Raw genomic sequence first — 26,042 nt, 5'->3', positions numbered from 1 at the left:
CACAACCCTATCCCTTAGGTCCGACAACGTCAGGGGCGCAGCGCACCGGATTCGCCTGCGGTTCCAGAAGCCTCCGCCGGCGGTTTACGAACAGTTGGCGGCCAGCCACTTCGTCACCGGGGCCATGGCGTTCTGGAACTGGCCGCTGGAATACACGGTCTGGTCCTTCAGCCCCGCCACGGCGACTTCATTAAGCTTCGCAAAGTCGGCCTTCAGCGCATCCGGAACGCGCTCCGCCGTTTCACTGAGTTCGGCCTTCTTCTGCTCCAGTTCCGCGGTCTTTCCCTGGGCGGCCGACATCGGCAACAGCGAGGCTCCGGTGGCCTGCTCGGAGATGGTCGTGCACGCCTCAGCAGCGGAGGCGTAGCCTCCGAATGGGCCGGACGACGCACTGGCCGTCGCCGAGGGGCTGCCGCTTGACGAAGCGGGGGTGCTGGGAGAGGCGGACGACGGCGCGCTGCCGGCCGTCGGAGCGGAGCAGGCAGTGAGTGCCGCAACGGCGAAGAGGGCGGCGGCGGTCAGCGGGCGTGCAAGGTTTTTCACAATTCACATTCCTGGATCGGTTGCGCCGCCGGCTTCGGCGGCCTGTCTGGCCGGCGCAGCGCGCCGGCAGTGTCCCCCGGCGTGCGAGTCTAGCCCGGGCCGTAGCCCGCTTACCAAGTTGACTTTGCGCCTGGTCCTTGCAGCCCTCCCCTTATATAAGGGAACGAACACGGCAATTTGGGCAGCATTCAGGAACCGGACAATCGGAAGATCACAGTGTTAACGCGGGGAGGCGCCCGGATGTGCTCCGGGCGCCTCCGCAGACGTGATGCTGTGATGCTGTCTTACTTGTACTGTCCGGCGCCGCCAACCTTGAGGTTGGTGGGCAGGTAACCGAACGGGCCAAGGCCGTTCTGGCCGAAGCTGCGGTCAACCTTGGACACGCCGTCCCGGAAGTTGATCTTCACGGTGGGCGACAGGGAGCCGCCGCGGACGCCGTTGACGTTGTCGATGAAGGACTGGACCAGTCCGCCAGGCTGCACGTAGTGCGAGTAGGCCTGGAACTGGCGGCCGTTCTGGTTCGGCGTCGGGGCTTCCGGGGATTCGGACGGAAGGTTCAGGTCCGTCGGGGATCCGAGGGCCAGGCCGCTGTTGTTCATCGGCTGGTAGTCCGAGCGCACGCCGTTGCCCACGAAACCGTACACGCCGTCGGGGCCGCGCATGCCCGCTGCGTAGGTGAACTGGTGGCTGATGGTGAACAGGTAGTACTTGTTCTTGCCGCCCTCGTTCTGGATGAAGATCTGCGGGCGCTCAGTCTGGTCGTTGACGCAGTTGGCGGACAGGACCGGCGGAAGGAACTTCCACTTGGTCAGGTCCTTGTTCTCGGCCACTGCCAGGCCGACGTTTGCGGTCTGGTAGTAGGCACCCTTGCTGTTGACCTCGTCGAGCTTCTCGGCGTTGGGGTCGCCCTTGGCGTAACCCAGGTCCTCGTTCTTGCAGCGGTAATCGCCGCGGTTGCCGCCGGTGTTGCCTTCGAAGACCATGAACGTCTTGCCCGGGTGGGCCGGGTCAGCAAACGTGTACGGATCGCGGAACGCGAAGCCGGGGTTCTGGGCCTTGTTCTGGTACATCTTGCCGTCCGGTTCGAGCAGCTTGGTGTGCTTGAAGCCGTCGAAGGTGACGCCGTTCTTGTCGGCGTGGATGTTGCCCAGAGCCTTGGCGATGGCTGCGTCGGGGGCGATTCCGCCGCCGCCCGCGTTGCGCTCCTTGACGTCGTAGAACGTGGTGGCCGTGTAGAACACGTTCACCTTGCCGCCCTTCATGAGCCGGGTTGAACCGGACCACTCAGTGTTGCCGATGGAAGAGCCGTCCACGAACACGTGTCCGCCGTAGTTCCATTTGTCCTTGGCCGGATCTGCGTTGGTCTTGCGGAAGAAGTAACCGATGCGGGCGTTCCAGTGACGCTGGTCGAAGCCGTAGCCGGCGTGCCGGTCGGCGACGAGCGAGAAGATCACGTCGTAACCCTTGTAGCTGATCTGGTTGGCGTTCTCATCGGTCAGGGACCAGGTGTCCCAGACCCACACGTCGTTGTTCATGGCGGGGAAATCCTCAGGGATCTCCGGCATGGTGACATCCGGGCTCATGGAGTTCTTGCCAGGCGTGACGGTGGAGTCGCTCTGGGCCATGACCTGTTTGGCATCGGCACGGGTCCACTTGGAGGTGAAGTCGGCCGCCGGATCGTGAGCCAGCTGCGTGTGCTTGGTCGGCAGGGGGAAGCCCGGGGTGGGGGCGGGCATCTGCGTGTTCGACGGCGGATCCGACGGTTCGTTTGCCTGCGCCGACGGCACGGCCAAGAACGTGGTGGCCGCGACGGCGGCCGCCAGAGCTGCGGCGGCGGGTCGCCACCGCAGCATCCGGGGTGTGTTGGGGTGCTTGTGCATGTTTTGCTCTTCTCGCGGAGTTACATTTCGTGGAAGACGGGCATGTGCCCTTGTCCCCGCGCACTCCGGAGATCCCGATGACACGGCAGGCGTCATCGAGGACGCCGTTGTGTCGAGGGGAGAACGGGGCTTGGGTAAGGCCCCGGTAAAGCGGCTCGGGAGGTTGTGCTTTCCCGGCCTGCACTCCACCGTAGACAACGTTGTCAGCCGAGTTCAACCCGGTTTTCGACGCCCCGGAAGGCCGGGCCGAAAAAGTGCAAGCGCTTACATCTCCGTCTGCGCGCGCGTGCCATATCGGGGCCGGCGATTCAAACGCCGCTTAATAAATCTGCTTTATACCCGTCATTTACTACCTGTTAACCCGTCAACTGCTCCACGGCTGTCCTTTTAGAGCCGCAAAAGGGCAGTTGCGGAGCGCCCGATCCGGTTCTACCCGCGCGCGGATGGATTTCCGCGCCGACGGATAAAGTACTCGGCCACTGCGAGATTGATCACCCATGCCGACCCCATGAGCACCGCTCTGGTCAGCTCGCTTGCGGGGCCGATCAGGAGGAGCCAGGGGATGGACACCAACGCCTGGGTTCCCGCGGCGACTCCAATGGCATAGCCGCGGGCCATCCACGCACTGTGGCTGACGAAGTCCCGGCGCCGAATCGCGAGCAGCCCCAGGACGATGCTCACCACCATGCCCGAGCCGAAGATGAGCCGGAGGACGAGCAGCATGTCGCCGTCGCCCTCCGGGAGGTCGTAGAAGACCGCCATCCACAGGCCTGAGAGTCCGACGAGCAGGCCGGCCGGCGCGAGAATCCGCCCCGCGATCCGGTGCCAGCCGAGCCTGCCGCGACCGCCCCGGCGGAGTGATGGAACGAACTGGAATGCCCCCAACAGACTGTAGACAATGGCAGCGGGAATGTGGATCAGCACAGGGAAGGGCGAGTCGAAGAAACGCGCGTTCTGCGGCGTCACCGCGGCGCCGCCCGGCAGTTCGGCAAGACGAACCGCGCCGAAAAAGACCGGGATGAGGCTGAGCAAAATCAAGGCGGCGGGCACGGGCCATTGGGCCCGTGAACGCCGAACGGGCGCCGGTGCGCCGATGGTTTCTGTTGGCATATGTCTACCTCCGCTAACCGGGTGTACGGTGTACACCTCATGAATCCCGACAGTAGGTGTACGCAGTACACTTGTCAAGAGAAACCGCAAAAGGAGGCTGGTCCGGATGACTCAGCAGACGGAAGCTGCACGCCGCGTACCCCTGAGCCGCGACCGCGTGTTGGCCGCCGCCGTCGAGCTGGCTGATGAGGTGGGCATCGAGTCCCTCAGCATGCGCAGGCTCGCCCAGGAGCTCGGCGTGGTGCCGATGGCGCTGTACAAGCACGTCGCCAACAAAGAGGAACTTCTCGACGGCATGGTCGACGCGATCGCCGCGGAGATCGACCCCCCGGTCCGGGGTGCGGGCTGGAAGCGCACGGTAAGGCTGAGGGTCCTCTCGGCGAGGCGGGCACTTCTGCGGCACCGTTGGGCACGACGGGTGCTCGAATCCCGCACCAACACGACGCCTGCCGTTCTTGGGTACATGGACTCGTTCATGGGCATGTTCCTGGCGGGAGGGTTCTCTGTCGATCTCACCCACCATGTGATGCACGCCCTCGGCAGCCGGATGTGGGGGTTCACCCAGGAATTGTTCGGCGACCCGGCAAACGAGAATTTTGCCGATGTGGCGCCGGACGCGCAGGCCGTCATGTTCCGTGAAATGGCGGAACGGTATCCGAACATACTGAAGGTCGCCACCGCCGCCAGTCACGACGACGGTTCGGTGGTCGGGGCGGGCTGCGACGACCAGTTTGAGTTCGAGTTTGCCCTCGACCTGATGCTTGATGGTTTCGAGCGGCTTCACGAACAGGGCTGGACGTCGGAGAAACTGGCCGGCGGCGCACCAGAGGAATAGATGAGGCCTGCCTGGGCCTACGCCAGGGTCTGCGCTGCGGGGGCGGGGCTGCCGTCTTCGGTCGGGGATTCTTCGGCCCGCCCTTTGCGCCGCATCGGGGCAGGCAGCGCCAGAACGAAGAGGCTGCCCGCAATGAGTGCGGCGCCGACCCATCCCAGTGCCGGCAGGCGTTCACCCACCACCACCACAGCCAGGATGGCAGCCACCACCGTCTCAGCGAGCGAAATGGTGGTGGCCGTGCTGGCGCGGACGCGGGCGAGGCCCCAGCCGAACAGGACGTAGCCCGCAAACATGGGAACCAGCGCCATGTACGTGCCGACCAGCGCATTTTGCCACGTGGCCAGGAGCTGCGATCCGGTGGCGGCCAGCACGGGCATGAGAAGCAGGCCGCCCATGCCGAAGACGGCACCCATGACGGCCCTCGAGGGCACCCGGGTGTTAATCAGGCGGTGTGCAGCCCAGGAGTACAGCGCATACGTGAGCCCGGCAACGAGCCCCAGGCCGATGCCGGCGGGCGTGGACCACCCCGAGTCCGTGGCCGACGCCGGATCACCCTGCCCGGATTCCGCGAAGCAGAGCAGCGCGGCACCAGCCAGACCGAGCAGCGCACCCACGGCCCACCGGCCGGTGAACCCTCTTTTGTCCATGATCCGCTCAATGACGGCGGAGGCGAGTGGGGCCGACCCGATGGAGACAACCGTGCCGACCGCCACGCCGGCCAGGTGCATTGAGGAGTAGAAGGCGAGCGGGTACGTTGCGACGGCCACCGATCCCAAAGCCACCGTGGGCCACTGACCGCGCAGGGACGCCGAGAACGCGATGATCGATCGGGCCGCAAACGCCGCCTGCAAGAGGCCGCCTAGGCCCATTGCCACCGCCCCGATCGCCAGCGGGCTGACGTCGGGGGCAAATGTGGCCGCGGTGCCCGTGGTGCCCCATAACACCGAGGCGGCCAGCACAAACAGTGCACCCCACGCGCTTCCCGGGAAGCCCGCGCCAGTCACAGGGTCCCGATCAGGGTGGCCGCGATCTGGCGGGCTTCCTGAATACAGCGGTCATTGCCCTCGAGGCCGGCGCGGGCCATGGCACCTTCAAGCAGGAAGGCCAGGTGCCGGGCCATTGAGTGGGCCCGCCCGGGTGAGTGCCGAAGGAGTTCGGCCACATGCTGCGATATCAGCGCCTCAACTTCCTCCTTGTGCCGCCGTACCGCCGCCCTTCCCGGATCCCCGGCAGGCAGCTCCGCCGCAGCGTTGAGCAGGCCACAACCCCGAAAGCCGTGCTCGTAGGCCAGATCGGCATGGTCCGCATAGGCATCGAAGACCGCAAGGACACGCTCCCGGGCGCTGGTGGTCGCTTCCAGCCGCACCCGGTACAGCCCCATCCACTCCTCGTGGCGGGCCTCCAGGTACGCTGCCACGAGCTCAGCCTTCGAGGAAAAATTGTTGTAGAGGCTCTTCTTGGCCACGCCCGCCTCGGAGGTAATCGTGTCAATTCCCGTTCGGGCCAGGCCGTCGGCATAGAAGCGCCGCGACGCCGCTTCAAGCAGGGCGGCGCGAGCCGGCCTCTTGGGGAGGACGCTTCCGGGCGCCGTCGGCTTTTCAGTCATCAATGGTCCTTCGCTGGCGTCAGAGTAGTAGTAGTTAGACCAGTCTACCTACTGCTACTCTTGAAGGCAACGAAAAAACCCCGCAGCTCCCGTGTAAACACGAGGAACTGCGGGGTTCTAGCTGGTGGCTCCGACCGGCGTCGATCCGGTGACCTTTCGATTTTCAGTCGAACGCTCTACCAACTGAGCTACAGAGCCTAGGTGACTTGTCACCATGACAGCCGGAATTTCTTCTGGCAATCAGAGCGACCCTGACGGGACTTGAACCCGCGACCTCCGCCGTGACAGGGCGGCGCGCTAACCAACTGCGCTACAGGGCCTTGCTTGTTTCTTACTGTTCGCAGTATCGCTACTGCAATTTTTCAAGGCCTTTAGCCTACCAGACTTTTTGGTCCGGTCTGACCACTTCCTTGCGTACCCCCAACGGGATTCGAACCCGTGCCGCCGCCGTGAAAGGGCGGTGTCCTAGGCCGCTAGACGATGGGGGCCTGAACTCAATCCGGCTCATTCAGGGCAAAAATAAAGGGCCGAAGCCATTCGTTTTTGTCCCTCCGAGTTGCTCCGAACTGGACCTCTAAAACTATAGGGCCTACTCCGGGAAATTCCAAAATCGACTCGGCAGCCTTCGCGGCGGCCCCGCGCCGGCCCCGCGCCGGGCGCGGCAAAATGGCAGTTTCTTGCCTAGAGGTGACCGATTTCCGCCAGCCCCGGGACACGGAACAGGACTAGATTGTCACCATGGCAACCACCGCCGACACCAGTTCCCTGCACCCCGCTGATCCCCACGAAGGATCCGCCGCTGCAGCGCCCGCCCCATCAATCCCAACCCAATCCGGCCCCTCCCAATCCCCTCCGGCCGGCCCAGCCTCGGCCCAGCCCGCGGTTCCCCGGCAGAAGCCCGTCAACAAACTGGGCGTCGCCGCCGTCGTTGTCACCGTGGTGCTCTGGGCCTCCGCCTTCGTCGGCATCCGCGCCGTCGGCCCCAGCTTCTCCCCCGGCCCCCTGACGCTCGGGCGGCTGGCGATTGCCGCCGTCGTGCTCGGCGCAGTGGTTCTGCCCAAACTCCGCATGCTGCCGCGGGGACGCGAGTGGTGGCCCATCCTGGCCTACGGCGTCATGTGGTTCGGCGGGTACAACGTGGCCCTCAACTCCGCCGAACACCTGCTCGACGCCGGCACCAGCGCGTTGCTGATCAACGTGAACCCCATCCTCATCGCGGTGATGGCCGGCCTCATCCTCAAGGAGGGATTCCCTCGCTGGCTGATCATCGGCAGCCTCGTGGCGTTCAGCGGTGTTGCCGTGATCGCGCTGGGTTCCGGGCAGCGGTCGACGGCGGATGTGGCCGGCGTGCTGCTTTGCCTCCTCGCTGCCGCTCTCGCGGCCGTCAGCGTGATTATCCAGAAGCCCGTGCTGCGGAAGTTCCCTGCCGGGCAGGCCACGTGGTTCGGCATCATGGTGGGCCTGCTGTGCTGCCTGCCGTTCGGCGGCCAGCTTGTGACGGAACTCCAGACGGCGCCGCTGCCGGCAACCCTGGGCCTCGTGTACCTCGGCATCTTCCCCACCGCCATTGCATTCACCACCTGGGCCTACGCACTGTCGCTGATCGACGCCGGGAAGCTAGCCGCCACCACGTATCTGGTTCCCGGCACCACCGTCCTGATCTCGTGGCTGGTGCTGAGCGAAATCCCGACGGTCTGGGGGCTGGTGGGCGGCGCAATCTGCCTGGTCGGCGTGGGGCTCACCCGGCGGAGATCCCGCTAAAGTTTGGGTATGCCTGCAAAACTGCCACCCGGACTTCCCATCGTCCCGGACGGCGACGGTGAACCCGCAGGCTTTGATATGTCGGAAGCAGATTTTGAAGCTGCCGTCAGTGACGCCCTGAACAAAATACCGGCGGAAGTGGCGCGGGCCATGGACAACGTGGCGGTCTTCATTGACGATGACTACACCCCCCAGCCGGGTGAGGATCCGGACACGGTGCTGCTGGGACTGTACGAGGGCGTTCCCCTGACCGAGCGGGATTCATGGTGGGACGCGGGATCCCTGCCGGACCGGATCACCATTTTCCGACAGCCCATCCTGGACATCTGTTCCTCCCGGGAGGACGTAGTGGAGGAAGTGGCCATTACGGTGGTCCACGAGATCGCCCACCACTTCGGAATCGACGACCAGCGCCTCCACGAACTCGGTTGGGACTAGCCTTGTAGGCATGGGACACGACCACAACCACGCGCAGGGTGTCACCGCCACCGGGAAGCACCGCAGCCGACTGGTTGCGGTCCTGTCCATCACCCTGGCCGTGGTCTTCATCCAGGTGATCGGCGCAGCACTATCGGGCTCCCTCGCCCTGCTGGCCGATGCCGGGCACATGCTCTCCGACGCCGCCGGCGTGTTCATCGCGCTCCTGGCCGCGTGGATCGCGGCCCGCCCGGCCAGCGACCTGCGCACCTACGGCTATCAGCGCGCGGAGGTCCTGGCCGCCCTCGCCAACGCGCTCATCCTCGTGGTGATCTCCGTGGTCATCTTCACCGAGGCGATCCGGCGGATCGGTTCCGCGCCGGAAGTGCAGACGGACATTATGCTGTACGCGGCCGTCCTGGGCGCAGCAGCCAACCTGGCGTCGCTGCTGATCCTGCGCCCGGCGCAGAAGGAAAGCCTCAACGTGCGCGGCGCATACCTGGAAGTGCTGGGCGACCTCCTGGGATCGTTCGCGGTCATCGCCGCGGCCCTGGTGATCAAGTTCACCGGCTTCCACGCGGCGGACACGATTGCCTCGGTCGTCATCGCCCTGATGATCCTGCCGCGTGCATGGCACCTGCTCCGGGACGTGGTGGACGTGCTGCTCGAAGCCACGCCCAAGGGTGTGGAGGTCCAGATGATCCGGGAGCACATCCTGTCCGTGGCCGGCGTCGTGGCCGTCCACGACATCCATATCTGGACCATCACGTCCGGCGTGCCCGTGTTTTCCGCCCATGTGGTGGTGGAGGATGCCGTCCTGAGCGCCAAGGGCGCGGACCAGGTTTTGGACAAGCTCACCACGTGCCTCGGCTCCCACTTCGACACGGAACACTGCACCTTCCAGCTGGAACCTGCCAGCCATTCCGAGCACGAGTCCCACCAGCACGCCTGAGCGCTGAACAGGGCCGAGAGCGGGGCCGCCCGAGCCTGGCGCTCCGCCGCCGCGTGACACGCGGGCGGAAAATCCAAGCAAATGACACTCTTGTGTTTTATGTTATTGATGTGACTCGTGTTGCCAAAGTTGCACATGAGCCGTAGCCTCAGTGCTGCTGGGTGATTTGCAGAGGGGCACTTTCGTGCCGCCTCCTTACTCGTTCGTCCCGGCCCCGAACGCAGCGAGGTTTGCGAATGAGTTTGACCGGAACAGGCCGCAAGGCCGCCGCGCTGTGCGCTGCCGTCGCAGTTTTTGGAAGCCTTGCTGCGCCCGCGCACGCCGCCCTGCTGCCTCCGGCCGCCGCGCCGGCGCTGGTGTTGCCGGCCGCACCGGAGATTCCCTCGCCCGGCGACATTGCTGCCGCCAAGTCCAGTGAAAGCGCGACGGCGGCGCAGGTCACCGGCATCGAACGGATCCTTACTGATGCCGCGTCCGCGCAGGAGCTGACCTTCGCGCGGACCCTCGAGGCAAACAACGCCTACAGCGACGCCCTCGTGGAGCTCCGGAACCGGACCGACGCCGCCGCCGTGGCAACCGCCCGTGCCGAGGCCGCGGCCAAGGAGCAGGCAAAGAGCCGCAAGGAGATCGGCCAACTGGCCGGGGACCTGTACCGCAACGGCGGGCTGAACCCCGCGCTGAGCAGCTTCGTCGCCGGCAAGGGTGACGTCCTGGAGCAGGCGGCAACGCTGCAGGCCCTCTCTGCCGGCCGCAGCCGCGCCTTCGAATCGGCCGAGACCACCGCCTCCGCGGCCGAATCGCTGACCGCAGCCGCCGCAGACGCCCGGCGGGCCGCCGATGACGCCGCCACGACCGCCGCATTGCTCAAGGCTGCCGCCGAGCAGGCCAACGCGGCACAGTTGAAAGCCGTGTCCGAGGCCAAGGCGCAGCGAACCGTCCTGGTGGGGCAGCTTGCCTCGCTGAGGCGCACCACGACGGCCCTTGAGTCGGCCAGAATCGACGGCCTGGAACGGCAGCGGCAGCAGGCCCGGCTCGCCGCCATCACCGCAGCCGCCGATCAGGCCGCAGCGGAGCAGGCGGCCACGGCAAACGGCGATCCGGCCTCCCCGCAGGAACAATCCCCTGCCCGGGCTGCAGCTCCGGCACAGGCAGCTCCTGCACCGGCGGCTGTTCGGCCACCGGCACCGGCGCCGGCGGCAGCAAACCCGGCGCCTGCACCGGCACCGGCACGGCCCGCTCCGGTCCAGCCGGCTCCCGTGGTTCCGGCTCCGCAACCGGTCCAGCCCGCCCCCGCACCGTCACCGGGAGACTCCAACCAGACCGCCATCTCCGTGGCCTTGGGCAAGGTGGGGAAGCCCTATTTCTACCAGTACGGCGGCACGGGAGCCTACGGTTATGACTGCTCGGGCCTCGTCCAGAACGCCTTCGCTGCGGCCGGAAAATACCTGCCGCGCACGGCCGCCGAGCAGTTCGCCCAGGCACCCGTCCACGTTCCCCTGTCCCAGGCGCAGCCTGGTGACCTCCTGGTCTGGGGATCGGCTCCCGGCTTCTATCACGTGGCCATCTACCTGGGCGGCGGCAGGGTGGTGCAGGCCCTGAACCCGTCTGCCGGCATCACCGTGACGGATTTGAGCATGATGGCGGGCATGCAGCTCCATCCGGTGGCGGCGCGCTACTAGCCTGGCTCGGCCAGCCTGACTCGGTGTGCGAGCGCCGCTTCGCCCTGGGCAGTACGCCTAGGACAGCACGTCCTTGCTGACGAACCGGCCGTAGGCCAGGGCGCCGAACACGGCGATGTAGCCTGCCTGCAGCACGGCATTGCTGGTGAAGGAATCCCACCCGATCGGTTGGCGCAGCAGGTCCGCAAAGCCGAACCAGTAATGGCTGAACAGCCACGGGTGCAGCCACTCCAGCTGGGGCAGCTGGTCCAGCACCTGCGCGCCGACGGACAGGACGATCGTGGCTGCCATGGCCCCCACCGGCACGTCCGTCAGGGTGGACAGGAAGAGCCCGATCGCCGACAGGCCCAGCAGGGACACCGTCTGGTAGGCGGCGATCAGCAGCATCCTGTTCAGGGCTTCGCCGGGCTGCACCACGTCGCCGGACAGCAGCGTCACGGGACCTACGGGAAACAGTGCCGCCCCGATTCCGGCCCCGGCGAGCGCCACGGCCAGCGGGGCCGCAACACAGAACGCGGCCGCCCCTGCATACTTGACGAGGAGCAGCCGCACCCGCCCGGCGGGAGCCACGAGCAGGTAGCGGAGGGTTCCGTGGCCGGCCTCCCCGGCGATGGTGTCTCCGGCCACGACGCCGATGGTCAGCGGCAGGAACAGCGGGACCGCCACGATCAGGGCGGTCACTCCGACGAACAGCCCGTTCTGGGTGATGCGGTCCAGGAACGCCGGCCCCCGGCCGGGCGGGACAGCCGTGGACATCCGGACGACGACGGCGATCAGCACCGGAATCGCGGCGAGCGCCAGCAGCAGGGCCTGGGTGCGCCGGCGGCGGAAGAGCTGCTTGAGCTCCGATGCCAGGAGCGGCAGGCTGGACGGCCGCTGCCGCGGTGCGGCCCCCTCCCTGCCGGGCTCCTCTGCGGTCCTGGAACCGTGTGCGGACAACTCGTCACTGCGCGACATCGAAGCCCTCCCCCGTGAGCGCCACGAAGCGGTCCTCGAGGCTGCCCCGTTCGACGGCGAAGCCCCGGACCCGCACGCCGTCCGCCACGAGCGCGGCCACGATGGCCTCCGGCGCCGCATCAAGCCCGTCGGCAGCATCCCGTTCGTCAGTTCCGCCCGTTCCGCCAGTTCCCCCCGGGTTGCGGGAGCCGTTCGGTGACAGCTCCACCGCGCTGCCGGGCAGGGCGGATGTGATGACGGCGTCGGCGCCGTCGGGGTGCCCGATGACCGGAGTCATGCCCAACCGGACCAGCACGCCCGAGGCGGCTCCGGCGTCGGGCGTTATCAGGCGAAGCTGTGCGGTGCCCGCCTGGCGGAGTTCAGCCAGCGGACCCTGCGCCACCAGGCGCCCCGCGCTCATGATGGCCGCATGCGTGCAAATTTGCTCCACTTCGGCCAGCAGGTGGCTGGAGACGAAGACCGTGGCGCCGTCGGCGGCGAGCGACCGGACCAGGCTGCGCACCTCCCGGGTGCCCTGGGGATCCAGCCCGTTCGTGGGCTCGTCCAGGATCAGCAGTTCCCGGCGCGAGAGCAGGGCATTGGCGATGCCCAGCCGCTGCTTCATGCCCAGCGAATAGGCGCGCACCTTCTTGCGTGCGGCATGTGAGAGCCCCACCCGTTCGAGTGCCTCCCCCACCCGGGCCCGCCGCGTTGCAGGCGAAGCGTGGCGGTCCGCGGCATCAAAGCGGTGCAGATTTGCCGCCCCGGAAAGGAATGGATAGAACGCCGGCCCCTCGACGAGGGCGCCCACCTGCGGCAGGACCTCGTCCAGCCTGCCCGGCATGTCCTGCCCCAGCACCCGCACCGACCCCGCCGTCGCCGCGGCCAGGCCAAGCATCATGCGGATGGTGGTGGTTTTGCCGGAGCCGTTGGGCCCGAGGAAGCCAAAGACGGAACCCCGCGGCACGGCAAGGTCGATGCTGTTGACGGCAAGCTGATGGCCGAAGCGCTTACTCAGCCCCGTGGTTTCAATGGCGAGTCCGGCGCCCCGGTCAGCGGCAGTCACCTCGCGGCGGCGGCCTGCAGCCGCTCCAGGGGTACCGAGCCAACGAATATCCGGCCGTCGTCCGTTAGCAGGACGTTCAGCAACGACGTGGAGATCGCCCTGCCGCCGGACACGGCGACTGCTGCCTGGCGGAGAAGCGGATCATTCAGCAGCGTGTCGGCGGACGGCCCGCCTGCCCCAGCGGCGCTGGCGCGGGCCGGGAAGCCGACCACCGCCTCCCAGCCGGAGCCGGTCACAGACGGGGCCCTTCCAGCCGCAGCGGGCGTTTTCCGGTCCTTGTCCAGCTTGCCCTGTTCGTTTTTCCCGGCGCCGGCGGTGCCCTTGGCGTGCTCGCCCAGGTCGCGCTTGCCAAAGCCGGACCGCGGCACCGCCTGTTCCTTGACCGTGGCACCGGGCGGAGGCGTGAAGTTGAAGAGCGCGGCGTCAGGCGCCCCAAGCTGGAGGCTGGTGAATGCCGTCCGGAAGGCCGGCTCCTGCTGTCCGCGGGCCCGCACCTCCACGCTCAGCGGCAAGCCGCTCTCACCGTCGACGGCGACAGCCACGGACTCCACCAGCGTTCCCTGCGAACGCGGAGTGAGCACCAGGTTGTATGCGGCCCGGCCAGCCACATCAACGTCCCCGCGGACAGCCACGTCCGTGGAGGCATCAACCTTTTCAAGCATCCGGGCGGCAAGTTCTTCGGGCGTTGCCACGCTGCCCGGCATCCGGGAGCCGCTGTCCGTCTTGCCGGACGCAGTGCCCGGAAGCGTCAGGTGCGTAGCCGTGTTGTCCTTGGAGTTGTACAGCCAAACCTCGTTGCCCTGCCGCACCGCGTCCCGCTCAGCCAGCCGGTCCATGACCTGCACGCGCACCTTGGCGGGTCCGTCGACATAGACCCGGGCGCTATGCGGACCGGTCAGCAGGTCCGCCATCGAGCCTGCGGCGGGGCCGCTGCTCGGCCCTACCTGGGGAACGTCGGGCAGGCCGAGCTCGGACGTCTGCTCCACCGTTCCGGACAGGGCCTTGGTGCTGTGCTGCGCGATCATTGCCAGCACTTGCGCGGGAGTCTTGCCGGGCAACGGATCGCGGGCGCTGGCAGGAACGGACCCTGCCAGGACTCCGGCAGCGATTACAGCAGGTACCGCCACGGCGGGCATCCACCGCAGCCAAGTGGGCGTCATCACAACTCCGATCCGTGGTCGCAGCTCATATCCTCAGGGTACGCCTCGGCTCACCGCGTGACAGCCCCCAGTTCGTGCTGCAGCTATCGCAGGACCGTGCGCTGGGACAGACTGGATGGGACGCCGTCATCCAGCTTCAGGAGCCTGAGCAAATGAGCAGTATTGGTGCCATGTCCACGTCCGCCGATGAGCTGACCGGCATTGTTGGCTTTGCCGCGCGGTCCATTGATTCCCTTGGGGAGTGGGGCGTGGGGCTGTTCACGCTAGCGGAAACGGTGTTCCCGCCGATCCCCAGCGAGGTCATTCTTCCGCTCGCGGGATTCCTGACCCGGCAGGGGTCCCTGAGCCTGCCGCTGGTCTTCGTGGCCAGCACGCTCGGGGCATATGCGGGAGCCCTGGCTCTGTATTTCCTCGGGGCGAAGGTAGGGCTGGAACGCTCGATCCGGTGGCTGTCCAAGCTGCCGCTCGTGGAGCGGGAGGACTTCGAGACCGCGGAAGGCTGGTTCCGGCGGCACGGCAAGTCAGCCATCTTTTTCGGCCGGCTGCTTCCCGGCGTACGCAGCCTCATTTCCCTGCCGGCGGGGGCGGAGAAGATGCATCTGGGCACGTTCAGCATCTTCACCATCGCCGGAAGCGGGATCTGGAACGGAGCCCTGATCGGGCTGGGTGTCCTGCTGGGGAAGCAATATTCGATGGTGGAGCAGTACTCCCGCTTCCTCAACTACGCGGTCTATGCGGCGCTGGCAGTCGTGGTGGCGTGGCTCGTGGTCCGGTACATCCGCCGCAGGAAGACGGCTGACGAACCGCAGTAAGTGCCGGTCGTCAGGGGCCGGCCACTTTGCTGTCGCTAGGCACCACCGTGCCGGCGGCGCCGTCGACCGTCACTTCCTGGCCCGTCCGCAGGACGGACGTGGCGTCGGGGACGCCCACCACGGCGGGGATGCCGTACTCCCGGGCCACCACGGCGCCGTGCGAGTTGGGGCCGCCCATTTCCATCACGAGGCCGCCGGCCGTGAGGAACAGCGGAGTCCAGCCGGGATCGGTGGAAGGGGCCACCAGGATCTCGCCCGGTTCCAGGTGCGCACCCACCGGGTCCAGGATCACCCGGGCCGGGGCCGTCACCGTGCCGGCCGACGCCGGGCTCCCCGTCAGGGCGCCCTCGGCGGCAGACCCGCGGGCAGAGGCCAGCGTTTCAGGCTCCGTCCCGTCGGACAGAAGCAGCCGCGGGATATGGCGCCGTTCCAGCTCCAGGTAGTAGGCCCCTTGCCGCCGCGCCACGAGCTCCTGCATGTCCGCGCCGTCCAGCGCGTCCGCAGTTTCCGCAAAATCCAGGAAGAAGACGTCGTCGGCGCGGGCGATCCGTCCTTCTGCGGCCAGCGCGTTGCCCACCTCGGCCAGCTGCCGGCGGGCCTCCGCCAGGGCCACGACGATCTGGTACTTCGGAAGTTCGCGCAGGCCGGCGAATAGCCGGGCCCGCCGGAGCGCGGCCCGGACCATCATCCCGCGGAGTCGGCCCCGGGAGCTCGCCTCCGCCACCAGCCGCGCCACTTGTGCCTCCGCTTCGGCTTCCGCACGGCTGAACTGCCGGTCCGGGGCGAGAGCGGGGTCATCCAGCCGCAGGTAGTTGGCCAGGACACCCAGGATGTGGGTGGGGTCGTCCCGCCACCGCGGCATCCCGACGTCGATTTCCGCAACAGCCCGGTGCCCGAACCGTTCGAGGAATCCGGCCAGGCCGGACTGCGCCACGGCCGGCAGTTCGCCGGCACTGAACCGCTGGGCAAGCAGCGCGGGCGGCTGGCCGGTCAGCAGCTGCGAGGATTCAGTGTCGGCACGGATGGCCGTGGCAAGCCGCCACAGGTCCAGGTCCATCTCCGTAGTGACGTTGTTGGGCAGTCCGCGGAGAACCGGCTGGAGCTCGGCCCACGCCTCGCGCCCGGCCTCCCCCTGCCCTGGTCCCTGTCCTTGACCCTGTCCTTGCCGCGTGCCGCCCCTGAGCAGCTTTCCGGCGAGGGCCAGCATCGCAAAGCCGAGCGCGGGAAGCGGGATGATGGCCGGGACATTGGGAAACAGCCGGGAGAGCACCTGCTCCGCGTGGTCCAGCCGCTGCCGGGGCGATGCGCCGCCTGGCAGTGCGATCGACTTGTTGAACTCTTTGGTGAACCGGTCCACGCGCCGCAGCGCTGCTTCCGGCCGGAACAGCGCCCGTAAGAGTGTTTCCGGCACCCGGGCGCGCACGGCCACCGGTGCCACGTGTTTGATCAGGCCCCAGGGCGTGCGGCGGGTGATCGAGAACCGGGGGTCGGCGAACATCTGGCGCAGGAGCATCGCGGAGCGCGACTCCATGATGTCGAATACCCGGGGGACGATCCGCCGGCCCACCGTGCTCCGTGCCACGGTTGTCAGGTCGAAGAAGATGCGCTGGCCTGCTTCGGCATAGGGAGGGGGCCCGTTCCGCGGATCGGGAACGTCGAAGCCTGCTTCCGCCGCCACGCCGGCCGTGATGCGGCGGAAGGCGGCGAGCCCCATGGGGGTGATGGGCCGGGTCAGCCCCTGGGCCAGGCTGAAGCACAGGAAAATCCGCGCGTCGTACTCCGACACCTCGCCGCGCAGCACCTTGTCCGCCAGCGGGTACAGCGTGGTGATGGGACGGGACTGGGTCAGCCAGGCCTTGCCGGCGGCGTCGATCGCCCACTCCGTGTCCTGCGGCGCCCCGAAGTGCTCCTCGGCTTTGGCTCCCAGCGCGGCGAGCTCACGGACCTGCACGTCCGTCAGGCAGGGCATGTCCCCGGCGGCCGGCTGGTCGATGCTTTCCGTGCCTCCCCCGGACAGCGCGCGGATGACCAGGCGTTTGTCTCCGATCCGGCGCTCCAGGATCCTTCCGGTCGCGGTGTCCACCACAAAATGGTCAGGGTTCACGGCACCGGACACCACGGCCTCGCCCAACCCCGGGCTGGCATCAATCACGGATTCCCGGCGCCGGCCGGTCACCGGGTTCGCCGTAAACATGACCCCGGCTGCCGCGGCGTCCACCATGCGCTGGACGACGACGGCGAGCGTCACCGTGGACGGGTCAATGCTGCGGCTGGCGCGGTAGGCGACGGCACGGTCCGTCCACAGGGAAGCCCAGCAGTCCCGGACTGCCGCCAGCAACGCATCCGCGCCCACGACGTTCAGGTAGGTGTCCTGCTGGCCGGCAAAACTGGCGAAGGGGAGATCCTCGGCTGTGGCCGACGACCTGACCGCGACCGGAACGCCTGGTCCCTGTCCGGAGCCCAGCGCCTCATAGGCGGACAGCACCTCGCCGGCGATCTCCGGCGGCAGTTCGGCCGCGGTGATGATCTTTCGGGCCCGGGCAGCGAGCTCGGCCAGGGTGTCCAGGTGGTCCGCCGGGGTGGCCAGCAGGTCCCCGTGCACCGCGCCGAGGCCCAGGGGGGCCGTCGCTTCGGCGTAGGCGCCGGTGGTGAGGCAGAAGCCGTCCGGCACGGGCAACCCGGCGGAGAGCAGCTCGCCCAGGTTGGCGGCCTTCCCGCCCACCTGCGGCAGCATATGTGCGTTGAGGTCTCCGAGGCCGAGCACCCGCCCGCTCATGGCCTATGCGGCGCCGAGCATCGGCCCGAAACTGGCACGGTCGGCGAGCCGCGGGTCCTCCCTGTCCGGCACCACCATCACGGGGCTCTTGGCGTGGTGCAGGACGCCGTCGGAGGTGGAGCCCAGGAGCATACCGGTGAACCCGCCGCGCCCGCGCGTGCCGACGACAACCAGCTCAACGTGGCGGCTGGCTTCGACGAGCACCTCCACGGGCGAACCGTCCACGAGCCGGGTTTCGATGGTCAGCCGTGGGTAGTGGCTCTGCAGCCAGGCGACGCCGGCCTTCAGCTGGACCTGGATATCCGCAAACAGGGCCTCCCTGTCCAACGGCGCCGGAACCCACGCCAGGGATCCGCTGTACTGGGGCACGGCGCAGATCACCCGAAGCGGTGCCGCCAGCCGCTCGGCCTGGGCGGCTGCCTCGAGGACGGCGACGCGGGCCTGTTCAGAGCCGTCCACGCCCACTACCACCACGTTTTCCACCGGGCCGGATCCTGCCTTGGCCTGTTCCGCCCGGACATGTTTGTCCTGCGTGGTTTCACCCAGCCGGTTTGCGCAAATCAGGGGAACCGTAACCGTGGGGCATTTGGAGTGGGCGGGCAGGGCGCTGCTCACGGAACCGAGGAGCCGTCCCACAAAACCGCCCCGGCCGCGGGTCCCGACGACCAGCAGTTCCGCGGATTCCGAAATTTCCAGCAGCACGCCGGAAGCGTCCCCGTTTTCAACCGAGGCGCTGACGTCGATGTTGTAGCCGGCCACTTTGTCCACCGCGTGCTGCAGGATGGCTTCGGCGCCCTCGCGGATCACCGAATCGTCCACGGTGGCATAGCCGCCGTCGAGTCCGGACGCCGCGAAGATGGGCACGGAGTAGGCGGTGACGATATGGAGCGGATGACGGCGGCGCTCGGCTTCGCGGGCCGCCCACACCAGGGCACACTGCCCATGATCTGAACCGTCGACGCCGACTACGATCCCCTCGGGCCTGGCGGCCCGTCCGTCGCCATTCCGTGCCGGGTCCGGATGCAACTCGTGTGCGTCCATTCGGTCCGCCTCCTCGCGATACTGCCCTGATGATGCGGCTATTCTGCCAGAAGCAGGGACTTTCGCCGTCACCGGCAGGCCTTCAGTTCCCGGTTGCGTCAGGCCTGCTTTCAAGTCCAACTATTCTCGGTCGGCGACTTGTTAGCAAGAAGGCCCGGTGGCCCTTTCCGGCGGCCGGGCGCACGGGTCCAACCGCGGCCCGAAGCCCCCGCGCTGGTCACCGGCCCATTGTTTCCGGCGGGCTATCCAGAGGCCGAAAAATTCTGTAGTCTTCGAGGCACTGTTGATCCGAGATTTGTGTTTCAGAACACATCCGGACGATATTTTGTGTCTGCTTGCTGGGGCAGCGGACCGTGCAGGGCGCAGACGCCCTGTGCTTCGAAAATTTTCGAGGAGGAAGCTTAGTGTCAAGCATGCCTGGTCTCAGCGGGGCTGAACGGACCACCACCGTGGTCATCGGCGCCGGCCTTCCCGGCCTGGCCATCGCCACGGAGCTCCGACGGCGGGGCGTGGACTCGATCACCGTCAGCAGGCTTGAAGCGCCCGGCACCGGGCAGGCGTCCCAGACAGCGCCCCTGCAGCGGTGCGACGCAGCCGGGGCATCCTCCCTTCAGGAGCGCAACGAAATCCTGCGCCACCTGCGCAATTATGCTTCGAGCCACCATCTGGACATCCGAAACGGCACCGCCGCCGTTCACCTGGACAAGATGGGCGGGGGAACGGCGGAGGCTTCGCTCCGCTGGGCCGTCCATACCCCCGACGGCGTCCTGCTGGCCGACCACATTGTGCTGACCCGCTGCGCCCACAGCCAACTGCGCCGCATGCTCACCGACCTCGGCATCTCCGTGGGCCAGAACCTTGTGACGGCCATGCGCGCCATCGGTATCTACCTGGTGGGTGTGGGAGAGCTGATCACCCCGACGCCCAAGGAAGTCCTGCGGCAGGCGAAGGTGGTGGGCCAGGCCATCGCGGCCAAGGTCTACCCGGACAGCGTCCCGTCAGTGCTGACGGGACGCTTCGCGGCCCTCCCGGCACCGGCCTGACGGCAACGGCACCGGCTTGGCGGCCGGCCTACTGTGCCCCCTGGCCGCCGGACCCGCCGGGGCGGGCACCGGCGTCGTTATCCTCGGCATCGGATGCCTCCCCGGCGTCCGGGCCCTCCTGGTCATTGCCGGCGCCCAGCCTCCGGCGGGCCAGTACCCCAAGTGTCACGAGCAGCCCGAGCGCCACCACGGCGAACACCACGACGCTCCACGGGAACGGCTCCGAAGCGTCAGGGACCTTTTCCGGTGCGGGGGTGATGCCCGGCTGGGGCTTGCCGGCCGTGGGAACCGGGACTGCCGCCGTCGATCCCGCGGCCCCGGTCGTTGCCGTGAACGTGAACGTCCCCTCTATGGGGTGCGAGTCCGAACTGACCACGCGCCATTCCACCGTGTATTTGCCCGCCGGGGCGCCCTCCCGCAGTTTCTGCGAGGCCACGTTGTCGACGATTTCCACCTTGCCGTCCGCCCAGTCAGTTCCGGCGGAGTCGCTGACCCTGACCTGCGAGCCGAGCCCCAGCGGATTCCTGTTGAAGGTGATGGACACCTTCCCCGGCGGCGTGGCCACCGTGGCGCCGTTGGCCGGGCTGCTGGCCTCGGCGGCATCGTGTGCGGCGGCCGGGCCGGCGGTGAGAAGCAGGGCTGCGAAGGCGAGCGCGCCCAGGACGGCGCTTAGCAGCTGACGGGTGGAACGCATGGACGGACTTCTCCCTTGTGTTGGCTTCCTTACAGACTAGGCGAAAATGCCGGGAAGGCCCCTTGCCGCCCAATAGGATTCAACCAACCCCAAAACCCCCGGAGGACTAATGCTTAAGCAGGGCTCTGCACTGGACCGGTATTTCAAGATTTCCGAACGGGGGTCAAACTACTCCCGCGAGATCCGCGGCGGTTTTGCCACGTTCTTCGCCATGAGCTACATCGTGGTGCTGAACCCGCTGATCCTGTCCGGTCCCGACTCCTCCGGCGCCAGCCTGGGCTTTCCCGCCGTAGCCGCCACCACCGCGTTCGCGGCGGGCGTCCTGACCATCCTCATGGGAGCGTGGGCCAAGCACCCGTTCGCGATGGCCACCGGCCTGGGCGTAAACGCTTTCGTGGCCGTCACCGTCGCGACCAACCCGGGACTGACCTGGCCGGACATGATGGGGCTCGTGGTCCTCTCCGGGGTCACCATGCTGATCCTGGTCCTCACGGGCTTCCGGACCGCCGTGTTCAAGGCGGTTCCGGACGGGCTCAAGACGGCGATCGTGGTGGGCATCGGCCTCTTCATCGCCCTGATCGGACTGGTCAACGCCGGCTTCGTGCGCCGCATCCCGGATGCTGCCGGAACCACGGTGCCGGTGGGTCTCGGGGTTGACGGCAAGCTCCTCGGCTGGCCCACGCTGGTGTTCGTCTTCGGGCTCATCCTGACCATCGGCCTGCTGGTCCGCAACGTCAAGGGCGCCATCCTCATCGGCATTATCGCGTCCACCATCCTGTCCGTGATCCTGGAATTCAGCCTGCACATCGGCCCGAGCTTCGACGGCAAGAACGTCAACCCGCAGGGCTGGTCCCTGGTTGCCCCCAAGTTCACCGAGTGGGCCGCCCCGGACCTCTCGCTGATCGGCAAGGCCAACCCGATCGGCGCCTTCGACCACCTGGGCTTCGTGGCCGCAGCCCTGCTGGCGTTCGTGATCCTGCTCAGCATCTTCTTCGACGCCATGGGCACCATGGTTGGCCTGGCCAACGAGGCCGGAACCGTGGACAAAGCGGGCAACATCCCCGACGTCGACCGGGTGCTGCAGGTCGACGCCCTCGGCGCCATCGTGGGCGGCGGCGCGTCCGTGTCCTCCAACCAGATCTACGTCGAGTCCGGCGCCGGCATCGGTGAAGGCGCGCGGACCGGCCTCGCCTCGATTGTGACCGGCCTGCTGTTCCTGGTGGCCATGTTCTTCACCCCGCTCATCAACCTGGTGCCGTTCGAAGCCGTGGCACCCGCCCTGGTGGTGGTCGGCTTCATGATGGTGGCCCAGGTGGACAAGATCGACTGGAAGGACTGGGGCATCGCCCTGCCGGCCTTCCTCACGTTCACCCTGATGCCGTTCACCTACTCGATCGCGAACGGCCTTGGCGCGGGATTCATCTCCTACGTCGTCATCCGGACGTTCCAGGGCCGTGCGCGGGAGGTCCACCCGCTCATGTGGGCGGTGGCCGCCGCTTTTGTCCTGTTCTTCGGCATCGGGCCCATCGAGCAGGCCCTCGGAATGCTCTAGCCTCTTCCCGTTGCGCGGTTCCGGGATTCCAGACAGTACGACCCCGGCGCTGCTGGCATTGTCCGGCCCTGTGCGGTGAGCTTGAAGCATGGATTTTCCCGCGCTTTCCGTCGATGCCCCTCCGCCGCCGTGGAGCGGCCGTTTCGACGGCGACGGCGAAGCGCACCGCCGCTGGTGGCAGGCGGTGGTTCCATACGCGGCCGCCCGGCACCAGCGCAGTCCGCTCCGCGCCGACCCGCCGGTCAGGGTCACCCCGCCTGGCGGCGCGGCCGCCGGCACAACCTCTCCGGGCAGTTCCCGGCCGGCCGTGCTGCTGGGCTTCTGCAGCGACGAGGGCGTCCGGAACAACAAGGGACGGACCGGTGCCGCGAAGGCGCCCGCCGCCATCCGCACTGCGCTGGGCCCGCTGGCCTTCCACCTGGACCGGCCCATCCTCGACGCCGGTGACGTGACCGTCCGGGACGGCGAACTCGCGGCAGGCCAGGCCCGGGCCGGGGTGGCGGTCGCGGCACTGCTCGACGCCGGCAACCTCACCGTGGTGCTCGGCGGCGGCCACGAGACAGCGTTCGCGAGCTACCTCGGCGTCGCCGGTTCCCGGGCCGTACGCGACGGACGGCGCCTGGGGGTGCTGAACCTGGACGCCCATTTCGATCTCCGCGACGAGGCCGTGCCCGGTTCTGGCACGCCGTTCCTCCAGATGGCCCGGGCGGAAGCCGCCGCGGGGCGCGAACTGAAGTACGCCGTCGTCGGGATTTCCGAACCGAACAACACGGGAGCGCTGTTCAGCACGGCCCGCGCACTGGGCGTGAAGTACCTCCTGGACGAGGACTGTGCGCCGGACGCCGTGCAGACGTTCGTGGCGGACTTCCTGGCCGACGTCGACGTCCTGTACCTGACCATCGATCTGGACGTCCTGCCGGCGTCCGTGGCCCCTGGAGTGAGCGCCCCGGCGGCGTTCGGCGTCCCGTTGCCGGTGATCAGTGCCGTGTGCCGGCAGGTGTGCGCGAGCGGGAAACTGCTGCACGCCGACGTGGCGGAACTGAACCCCTCCTTCGACATTGACAACCGCACGGCCCGGGTGGCGGCGCGCTTGGTAAACACCCTCTTGGGCAGGACGGCAGCGGCAAGCCAGGGCACGGGCCCGCCGGACTAACCCTTTGCGCGGACGGGAGGACTGGCGGCGGGAGGGCCCGCGGACGCGCGCGGGCTTGCCGATGAGCGCGGCGTCGGTGTCGGTGCCGGTTTCGGCGCCGGCTTGGGAGCAGGCTTTGTGACGATGGCCGCCGGCGGCTTGGGGAACGCAGCGGCCGGATACAGCCCTGCCACCTGGAGCATGTAATTCGCCCACTGCGGGCCTGCGATCATGTAGCCATCAATCCGCGAGTAGAACTTGCCGTTGATAGTGAGGTTCCGGCCAGGCCGCTGCTGGCCCTCCAGGGCATCGCCGAAGAAGGAGGCCGTGGCCAGGCCGGTGGTGTAGCCCACCACCCAGCTGGCGCCGTTGTTGTTGTTGGTGCCGGTCTTGGCGGCCACCGGCACAAGGCTCTGGACCTTGGGGTTGATATAGATTCCCGAGCCCTTCGCGAGCATGTCCTGCAGCGCCTTGTTCACGCCCCGGGCGATGTCCCGGTCCACGGCGCTGCGGCATTCCGGCGCCTGGTCGGGAAGTTTCTGCCCGGCGACGTCCGCCACGCGAAGGAGTGCGAACGGCGTGCAATACCGGCCGTCGGCGGCAAACGTGGCGAAGGCGTTGGCCATGGACAGCGGGGACACTCCGGTGCCGCCGAGCAGGTTGCCCAGCTGGTGCATGTTGATGGGGCTCCCGTCGAGTCCGCTGTGCAGGCCCACCGCATTGACCATGTTCTGGATCCCGCAGAAGTCCAGCTGCGCCGCCTCGGCAAACGTTGCGGTGTTGATGGAGTTGTAGAGACCGTAGTCGGCCGGCATCTTCCGGTAGTAGCCGGCGGAGGCATTCTGCAGGTCCTCGGCCGCTTCCAGGCCCGCCTTATTCTGCTTGCTGCTGTAGGCGCCGAGCACCTTCCCGCAGGAGGACCGCCAGCGGAATCCCAGCGGGTACTCGCGCCGCGAAGCATCCACCACCTCGGTCATGGCCCGCCCCTGATGCAGCCATTCGGCGAACGTGAACGGTTTCATCGTGGATCCGGGCTGGAAACCGCCGGCGCCGTTGAGGTCGTTGCCGTCGGGGTCCGTGGAGTCCACGTTGAAGTTCAGCTGGGTATCGAACCTTCCGCGCTGCGGCAAAAAGACCGTGTTCTGCGCCATGGCGAGGATTTTGCCCGTGCCCGGCTGGACCGTGACCAGCGCGGCGCCCCACTTGGCGGGGTTTGCCCCTGCCGTGGCGTTCACCTGCGCCTGCGCCTTTTCCTGCAGCCGGCTGTCCAAAGTGGTGGTGATGGTCAATCCGCCGCGGTAGAGCTTCTGCTCGCGCGCTGCCGTGTCCGCCCCGTACGCGGGGCTGTTGAGGATCAGGTGGGTGACGTAATCACAGAAGTAGGGCGCTATGGTGGCCGCGGCGCAGCCCTGCTGAGAGGGCGCGACCTTCAGCCCCACGCCCGTGGCCACAGCGGCGTCATGCTGTTTCTTGGTGATCTTGCCCTGGCTGAGCATTGCCGCCAGGACCTGGTTGCGCCGGGCGATGGAGTTCTTGGGGTTGGCCACGGGATCATAGAAGCTGGGGCTGTTCACCAGCCCCGCGAGCAGCGCCGCCTGGGGAAGGGTCAGTTTGCTGGCCGGCACACTGTAGAAGTACCGGGCCGCCGCTTCGATTCCGTAGGCTGTCCGGTTGAAGAAGACGATGTTGAGGTAGCCCTCGAGGATCTGGTCCTTGGTGAACTTCTTCTCCAGCGCCATCGCCAACCGCATTTCGCGGAGCTTGCCCCCCACGCTTTTCTGCCCGCTGAGCACCACCTGGTCCTCGCGGCCGGCTGAAATCAGGGTCTCGTTGGCCACGTTGGTGACGTACTGCTGGGTCAGGGTCGAGGCCCCCTGCCGCTCGCCGCGCGTCAGGTTGCTGGCCAGGGCCCGGAGAACGCCCTGCGCATCCACACCGCTGTGCTCGTAGAAGCGGCTGTCCTCGATGGCCACCACGGCGTCCCGGATGAACGGGGACATCTGCTTCAGCGGGACCCGCACCCGGTTTTCCGCGTAGAACGTGGCGATCAGCTTCCCGTCCGCCGTCACCATCCTGGTGGTCTGCGCCGGCGTGGGAACTACAAGTTCAGTGGGGAGGCCCTTGAAATAGGAGATCGACTTGCTGACTGTGGTGCCCGCGATGGCGGCGCCCGGAACCAGGAAGCTGGCCACCAAAACGCCGCAGATGCCGCTGACGATCACGAATCCCAGCATCGCCGCCAAGGCCCGCGCCGTCCGGAATACAAAGCTTTTGCCTGCCATGAAGTCAGCTCACCAAACGTCGGAAGTGAACTTAGAATACCCGCCGGCCCATGCTCGACAAACCCGGTCATGGCAGCCGTCAAATGCCAGTCATCTTACGTTTATTGCCCCAGGCGGCTAGAATGGGCTGCAGTCTCGGCACGAATCACAGAAAGTCAGTACATGAGCACAGCAACTATGGAGCGCCCAACCGCTCCTTCAAACGCGGCAGGCTCCTCGGATTCCCGGTCCATCGATTTGGCCTTCACCAGCGCGGACCAGGTCCACGAGGGCTTGGAGAATGCGGTGGAAGCCCTGATCGAAACGGCAGCCCAGGACGGCAACTGCGGCATCAGGGTCACGCGCCTCGAACCGGGCCACTACAAGGTGGCCCTCGACGAGTCGGTCCCCTTTGGCGAAACCCACGAGGACATCGCAGCCTAGCACGGCCCAACAAAGCAAAAAGCCCCCGCCTCTGGTCTCATCCAGTGCCTTAATCGGCCGGATGATCCCAGGGTCGGGGGCTTTTGTTTGCCTGGCTTACGTCCGTCGGACCTGCACGCCGTCGGACTTCATGAAGAGCTGCGTCTCGGAGATCCCGCTGCTGACGAGCCACAGAACGTTTCCGCTCCGTGAGACTTCCTCCACCTCGCCTGCGGCAATAACATGCGCGTGCTTGATGATTTCGACCCGCTCGCCCGCGTGCAACGATCCCCAATCGGAAACCGTGGCCGTGTGTGCGATGCGCCTGGACAGGACTGCCCCGCGTGCTTTCATTTGAACTTC

Annotated in this window: 23 protein-coding genes and 3 tRNA genes; 10 read left to right on the top strand and 16 right to left on the bottom strand. The window is 67.4% G+C overall.

What is annotated here, in order from left to right:
* Positions 1-84 precede the first annotated feature (84 nt).
* The 3 genes from ABFP37_RS12190 to ABFP37_RS12180 all read right to left on the bottom strand — a co-directional run bounded on the left by ABFP37_RS12190 (position 85) and on the right by ABFP37_RS12180 (position 3,533).
* The gene (locus ABFP37_RS12190) at positions 85-543 is read right to left on the bottom strand and encodes a hypothetical protein (RefSeq protein WP_078029152.1); all 459 of its coding nucleotides are present in this window, start codon (positions 541-543) and stop codon (positions 85-87) included.
* A gap of 284 nt (positions 544-827) precedes the next feature.
* On the bottom strand, positions 828-2,423 hold the full coding sequence (locus tag ABFP37_RS12185) for a glycoside hydrolase family 68 protein (protein ID WP_347033725.1): 1,596 nt from the start codon (positions 2,421-2,423) through the stop codon (positions 828-830).
* Between the two features lie 429 nt (positions 2,424-2,852).
* Entirely contained in the window at positions 2,853-3,533 is a 681-nt protein-coding gene (locus ABFP37_RS12180) for a DUF2306 domain-containing protein (protein WP_347033724.1), read from the bottom strand.
* A gap of 106 nt (positions 3,534-3,639) precedes the next feature.
* On the opposite strand from ABFP37_RS12180, the gene ABFP37_RS12175 reads away from it, so the two are divergent.
* Positions 3,640-4,368 carry a TetR/AcrR family transcriptional regulator C-terminal domain-containing protein gene (locus tag ABFP37_RS12175; protein ID WP_347033723.1) on the top strand — a complete coding sequence of 243 codons (729 nt, stop codon included), beginning with the start codon at positions 3,640-3,642 and terminating at the stop codon, positions 4,366-4,368.
* A 17-nt stretch (positions 4,369-4,385) separates the two neighbouring features.
* Here the strand turns inward: ABFP37_RS12175 and ABFP37_RS12170 are convergent, their stop codons facing one another.
* The 5 genes from ABFP37_RS12170 to ABFP37_RS12150 form a co-directional block, all read right to left on the bottom strand.
* Complete coding sequence (locus tag ABFP37_RS12170; protein WP_347033722.1) at positions 4,386-5,372, bottom strand: DMT family transporter; 987 nt, start codon at positions 5,370-5,372, stop codon at positions 4,386-4,388.
* A complete protein-coding gene (locus ABFP37_RS12165) occupies positions 5,369-5,974 on the bottom strand; it encodes a TetR/AcrR family transcriptional regulator (RefSeq protein WP_347033721.1) in 606 nt (201 codons plus the stop codon). Before ABFP37_RS12165 ends, ABFP37_RS12170 begins: the two co-directional genes overlap by 4 nt.
* A 122-nt stretch (positions 5,975-6,096) precedes the next feature.
* Positions 6,097-6,172, bottom strand: a tRNA-Phe gene (locus ABFP37_RS12160).
* A gap of 48 nt (positions 6,173-6,220) precedes the next feature.
* Positions 6,221-6,294: transfer RNA gene (locus ABFP37_RS12155), tRNA-Asp, on the bottom strand.
* 95 nt (positions 6,295-6,389) lie between these two features.
* Positions 6,390-6,462 (bottom strand) — tRNA-Glu (locus ABFP37_RS12150).
* Between the two features lie 250 nt (positions 6,463-6,712).
* On the opposite strand from ABFP37_RS12150, the gene ABFP37_RS12145 reads away from it, so the two are divergent.
* The 4 genes from ABFP37_RS12145 to ABFP37_RS12130 all read left to right on the top strand — a co-directional run bounded on the left by ABFP37_RS12145 (position 6,713) and on the right by ABFP37_RS12130 (position 10,783).
* Positions 6,713-7,735 carry a DMT family transporter gene (locus ABFP37_RS12145; RefSeq protein WP_347033720.1) on the top strand — a complete coding sequence of 341 codons (1,023 nt, stop codon included), beginning with the start codon at positions 6,713-6,715 and terminating at the stop codon, positions 7,733-7,735.
* A gap of 9 nt (positions 7,736-7,744) precedes the next feature.
* The gene (locus tag ABFP37_RS12140) at positions 7,745-8,173 is read left to right on the top strand and encodes a metallopeptidase family protein (protein WP_347033719.1); all 429 of its coding nucleotides are present in this window, start codon (positions 7,745-7,747) and stop codon (positions 8,171-8,173) included.
* Positions 8,174-8,183: 10 nt separating this feature from the next.
* Positions 8,184-9,104, top strand: a complete 921-nt coding sequence (locus ABFP37_RS12135; RefSeq protein ID WP_078029146.1) for a cation diffusion facilitator family transporter — start codon at positions 8,184-8,186, stop codon at positions 9,102-9,104.
* A gap of 236 nt (positions 9,105-9,340) precedes the next feature.
* A complete protein-coding gene (locus ABFP37_RS12130; RefSeq protein WP_347033718.1) occupies positions 9,341-10,783 on the top strand; it encodes a C40 family peptidase in 1,443 nt (480 codons plus the stop codon).
* Positions 10,784-10,840: 57 nt separating this feature from the next.
* Here ABFP37_RS12130 and ABFP37_RS12125 read toward each other — a convergent pair whose 3' ends face one another.
* The 3 genes from ABFP37_RS12125 to ABFP37_RS12115 are packed head-to-tail and all read right to left on the bottom strand — an operon-like array spanning position 10,841 to position 13,945.
* Complete coding sequence (locus tag ABFP37_RS12125; protein ID WP_347033717.1) at positions 10,841-11,740, bottom strand: ABC transporter permease; 900 nt, start codon at positions 11,738-11,740, stop codon at positions 10,841-10,843.
* On the bottom strand, positions 11,727-12,785 hold the full coding sequence (locus tag ABFP37_RS12120) for an ABC transporter ATP-binding protein (protein ID WP_347033716.1): 1,059 nt from the start codon (positions 12,783-12,785) through the stop codon (positions 11,727-11,729). Before ABFP37_RS12120 ends, ABFP37_RS12125 begins: the two co-directional genes overlap by 14 nt.
* Positions 12,782-13,945: a hypothetical protein gene (locus ABFP37_RS12115; RefSeq protein WP_347033715.1), complete on the bottom strand. Its 1,164-nt coding sequence runs from the start codon at positions 13,943-13,945 to the stop codon at positions 12,782-12,784. The genes ABFP37_RS12120 and ABFP37_RS12115 overlap by 4 nt, the downstream gene beginning before the upstream one ends.
* Positions 13,946-14,097: 152 nt before the next feature.
* Between ABFP37_RS12115 and ABFP37_RS12110 the strand changes: the two genes are divergently transcribed.
* Positions 14,098-14,757 carry a DedA family protein gene (locus ABFP37_RS12110; protein ID WP_347033714.1) on the top strand — a complete coding sequence of 220 codons (660 nt, stop codon included), beginning with the start codon at positions 14,098-14,100 and terminating at the stop codon, positions 14,755-14,757.
* 10 nt (positions 14,758-14,767) lie between these two features.
* Here ABFP37_RS12110 and ABFP37_RS12105 read toward each other — a convergent pair whose 3' ends face one another.
* Positions 14,768-17,533 carry a PEP/pyruvate-binding domain-containing protein gene (locus ABFP37_RS12105; RefSeq protein ID WP_347033713.1) on the bottom strand — a complete coding sequence of 922 codons (2,766 nt, stop codon included), beginning with the start codon at positions 17,531-17,533 and terminating at the stop codon, positions 14,768-14,770.
* A 3-nt stretch (positions 17,534-17,536) separates the two neighbouring features.
* Positions 17,537-18,574, bottom strand: coding sequence for a universal stress protein (locus ABFP37_RS12100; RefSeq protein ID WP_347033712.1), 1,038 nt, complete (start codon positions 18,572-18,574; stop codon positions 17,537-17,539).
* A gap of 404 nt (positions 18,575-18,978) precedes the next feature.
* On the opposite strand from ABFP37_RS12100, the gene ABFP37_RS12095 reads away from it, so the two are divergent.
* A complete protein-coding gene (locus ABFP37_RS12095; RefSeq protein ID WP_347033711.1) occupies positions 18,979-19,617 on the top strand; it encodes a hypothetical protein in 639 nt (212 codons plus the stop codon).
* 28 nt (positions 19,618-19,645) lie between these two features.
* Here ABFP37_RS12095 and ABFP37_RS12090 read toward each other — a convergent pair whose 3' ends face one another.
* Positions 19,646-20,311 carry a copper resistance CopC family protein gene (locus ABFP37_RS12090; protein WP_347033710.1) on the bottom strand — a complete coding sequence of 222 codons (666 nt, stop codon included), beginning with the start codon at positions 20,309-20,311 and terminating at the stop codon, positions 19,646-19,648.
* Positions 20,312-20,420: 109 nt separating this feature from the next.
* Here ABFP37_RS12090 and ABFP37_RS12085 point away from each other — a divergent pair, with 109 nt between their 5' ends.
* Entirely contained in the window at positions 20,421-21,863 is a 1,443-nt protein-coding gene (locus ABFP37_RS12085) for an NCS2 family permease (RefSeq protein WP_347033709.1), read from the top strand.
* Between the two features lie 88 nt (positions 21,864-21,951).
* Positions 21,952-23,016 carry a formimidoylglutamase gene (hutG, locus tag ABFP37_RS12080; protein ID WP_347033708.1) on the top strand — a complete coding sequence of 355 codons (1,065 nt, stop codon included), beginning with the start codon at positions 21,952-21,954 and terminating at the stop codon, positions 23,014-23,016.
* Here the strand turns inward: hutG and ABFP37_RS12075 are convergent.
* Positions 23,013-25,277: a transglycosylase domain-containing protein gene (locus ABFP37_RS12075; RefSeq protein ID WP_347033707.1), complete on the bottom strand. Its 2,265-nt coding sequence runs from the start codon at positions 25,275-25,277 to the stop codon at positions 23,013-23,015. The two genes, hutG and ABFP37_RS12075, sit on opposite strands and share 4 nt — an antisense overlap.
* A gap of 162 nt (positions 25,278-25,439) precedes the next feature.
* On the opposite strand from ABFP37_RS12075, the gene ABFP37_RS12070 reads away from it, so the two are divergent.
* Positions 25,440-25,700 carry a hypothetical protein gene (locus tag ABFP37_RS12070; RefSeq protein ID WP_347033706.1) on the top strand — a complete coding sequence of 87 codons (261 nt, stop codon included), beginning with the start codon at positions 25,440-25,442 and terminating at the stop codon, positions 25,698-25,700.
* 96 nt (positions 25,701-25,796) lie between these two features.
* Here ABFP37_RS12070 and ABFP37_RS12065 read toward each other — a convergent pair whose 3' ends face one another.
* Positions 25,797-26,033 (bottom strand): hypothetical protein, encoded by a 237-nt coding sequence (locus tag ABFP37_RS12065; protein WP_078029134.1) that lies wholly within the window; start codon positions 26,031-26,033, stop codon positions 25,797-25,799.
* Positions 26,034-26,042 lie beyond the last annotated feature (9 nt).

Source organism: Burkholderia sp. RS01, from assembly GCF_039748055.1.
Lineage (GTDB): Bacteria > Actinomycetota > Actinomycetes > Actinomycetales > Micrococcaceae > Arthrobacter.
The sequence above is the reverse complement of the archived record's forward strand: the minus strand, read 5'-3'. Positions and strand labels throughout refer to the sequence as shown.

Coding starts and splice junctions, on each gene's coding strand:
- ABFP37_RS12185 (WP_347033725.1), bottom strand. CDS start 2,423: ATGCACAAGCACCCCAACACACCCCGGATGCTGCGGTGGCGACCCGCC.
- ABFP37_RS12180 (WP_347033724.1), bottom strand. CDS start 3,533: ATGCCAACAGAAACCATCGGCGCACCGGCGCCCGTTCGGCGTTCACGG.
- ABFP37_RS12175 (WP_347033723.1), top strand. CDS start 3,640: ATGACTCAGCAGACGGAAGCTGCACGCCGCGTACCCCTGAGCCGCGAC.
- ABFP37_RS12165 (WP_347033721.1), bottom strand. CDS start 5,974: ATGACTGAAAAGCCGACGGCGCCCGGAAGCGTCCTCCCCAAGAGGCCG.
- ABFP37_RS12145 (WP_347033720.1), top strand. CDS start 6,713: ATGGCAACCACCGCCGACACCAGTTCCCTGCACCCCGCTGATCCCCAC.
- ABFP37_RS12140 (WP_347033719.1), top strand. CDS start 7,745: ATGCCTGCAAAACTGCCACCCGGACTTCCCATCGTCCCGGACGGCGAC.
- ABFP37_RS12135 (WP_078029146.1), top strand. CDS start 8,184: ATGGGACACGACCACAACCACGCGCAGGGTGTCACCGCCACCGGGAAG.
- ABFP37_RS12130 (WP_347033718.1), top strand. CDS start 9,341: ATGAGTTTGACCGGAACAGGCCGCAAGGCCGCCGCGCTGTGCGCTGCC.
- ABFP37_RS12125 (WP_347033717.1), bottom strand. CDS start 11,740: ATGTCGCGCAGTGACGAGTTGTCCGCACACGGTTCCAGGACCGCAGAG.
- ABFP37_RS12115 (WP_347033715.1), bottom strand. CDS start 13,945: ATGACGCCCACTTGGCTGCGGTGGATGCCCGCCGTGGCGGTACCTGCT.
- ABFP37_RS12110 (WP_347033714.1), top strand. CDS start 14,098: ATGAGCAGTATTGGTGCCATGTCCACGTCCGCCGATGAGCTGACCGGC.
- ABFP37_RS12105 (WP_347033713.1), bottom strand. CDS start 17,533: ATGAGCGGGCGGGTGCTCGGCCTCGGAGACCTCAACGCACATATGCTG.
- ABFP37_RS12100 (WP_347033712.1), bottom strand. CDS start 18,574: ATGGACGCACACGAGTTGCATCCGGACCCGGCACGGAATGGCGACGGA.
- ABFP37_RS12090 (WP_347033710.1), bottom strand. CDS start 20,311: ATGCGTTCCACCCGTCAGCTGCTAAGCGCCGTCCTGGGCGCGCTCGCC.
- ABFP37_RS12085 (WP_347033709.1), top strand. CDS start 20,421: ATGCTTAAGCAGGGCTCTGCACTGGACCGGTATTTCAAGATTTCCGAA.
- hutG (WP_347033708.1), top strand. CDS start 21,952: ATGGATTTTCCCGCGCTTTCCGTCGATGCCCCTCCGCCGCCGTGGAGC.
- ABFP37_RS12075 (WP_347033707.1), bottom strand. CDS start 25,277: ATGGCAGGCAAAAGCTTTGTATTCCGGACGGCGCGGGCCTTGGCGGCG.
- ABFP37_RS12070 (WP_347033706.1), top strand. CDS start 25,440: ATGAGCACAGCAACTATGGAGCGCCCAACCGCTCCTTCAAACGCGGCA.
- ABFP37_RS12065 (WP_078029134.1), bottom strand. CDS start 26,033: ATGAAAGCACGCGGGGCAGTCCTGTCCAGGCGCATCGCACACACGGCC.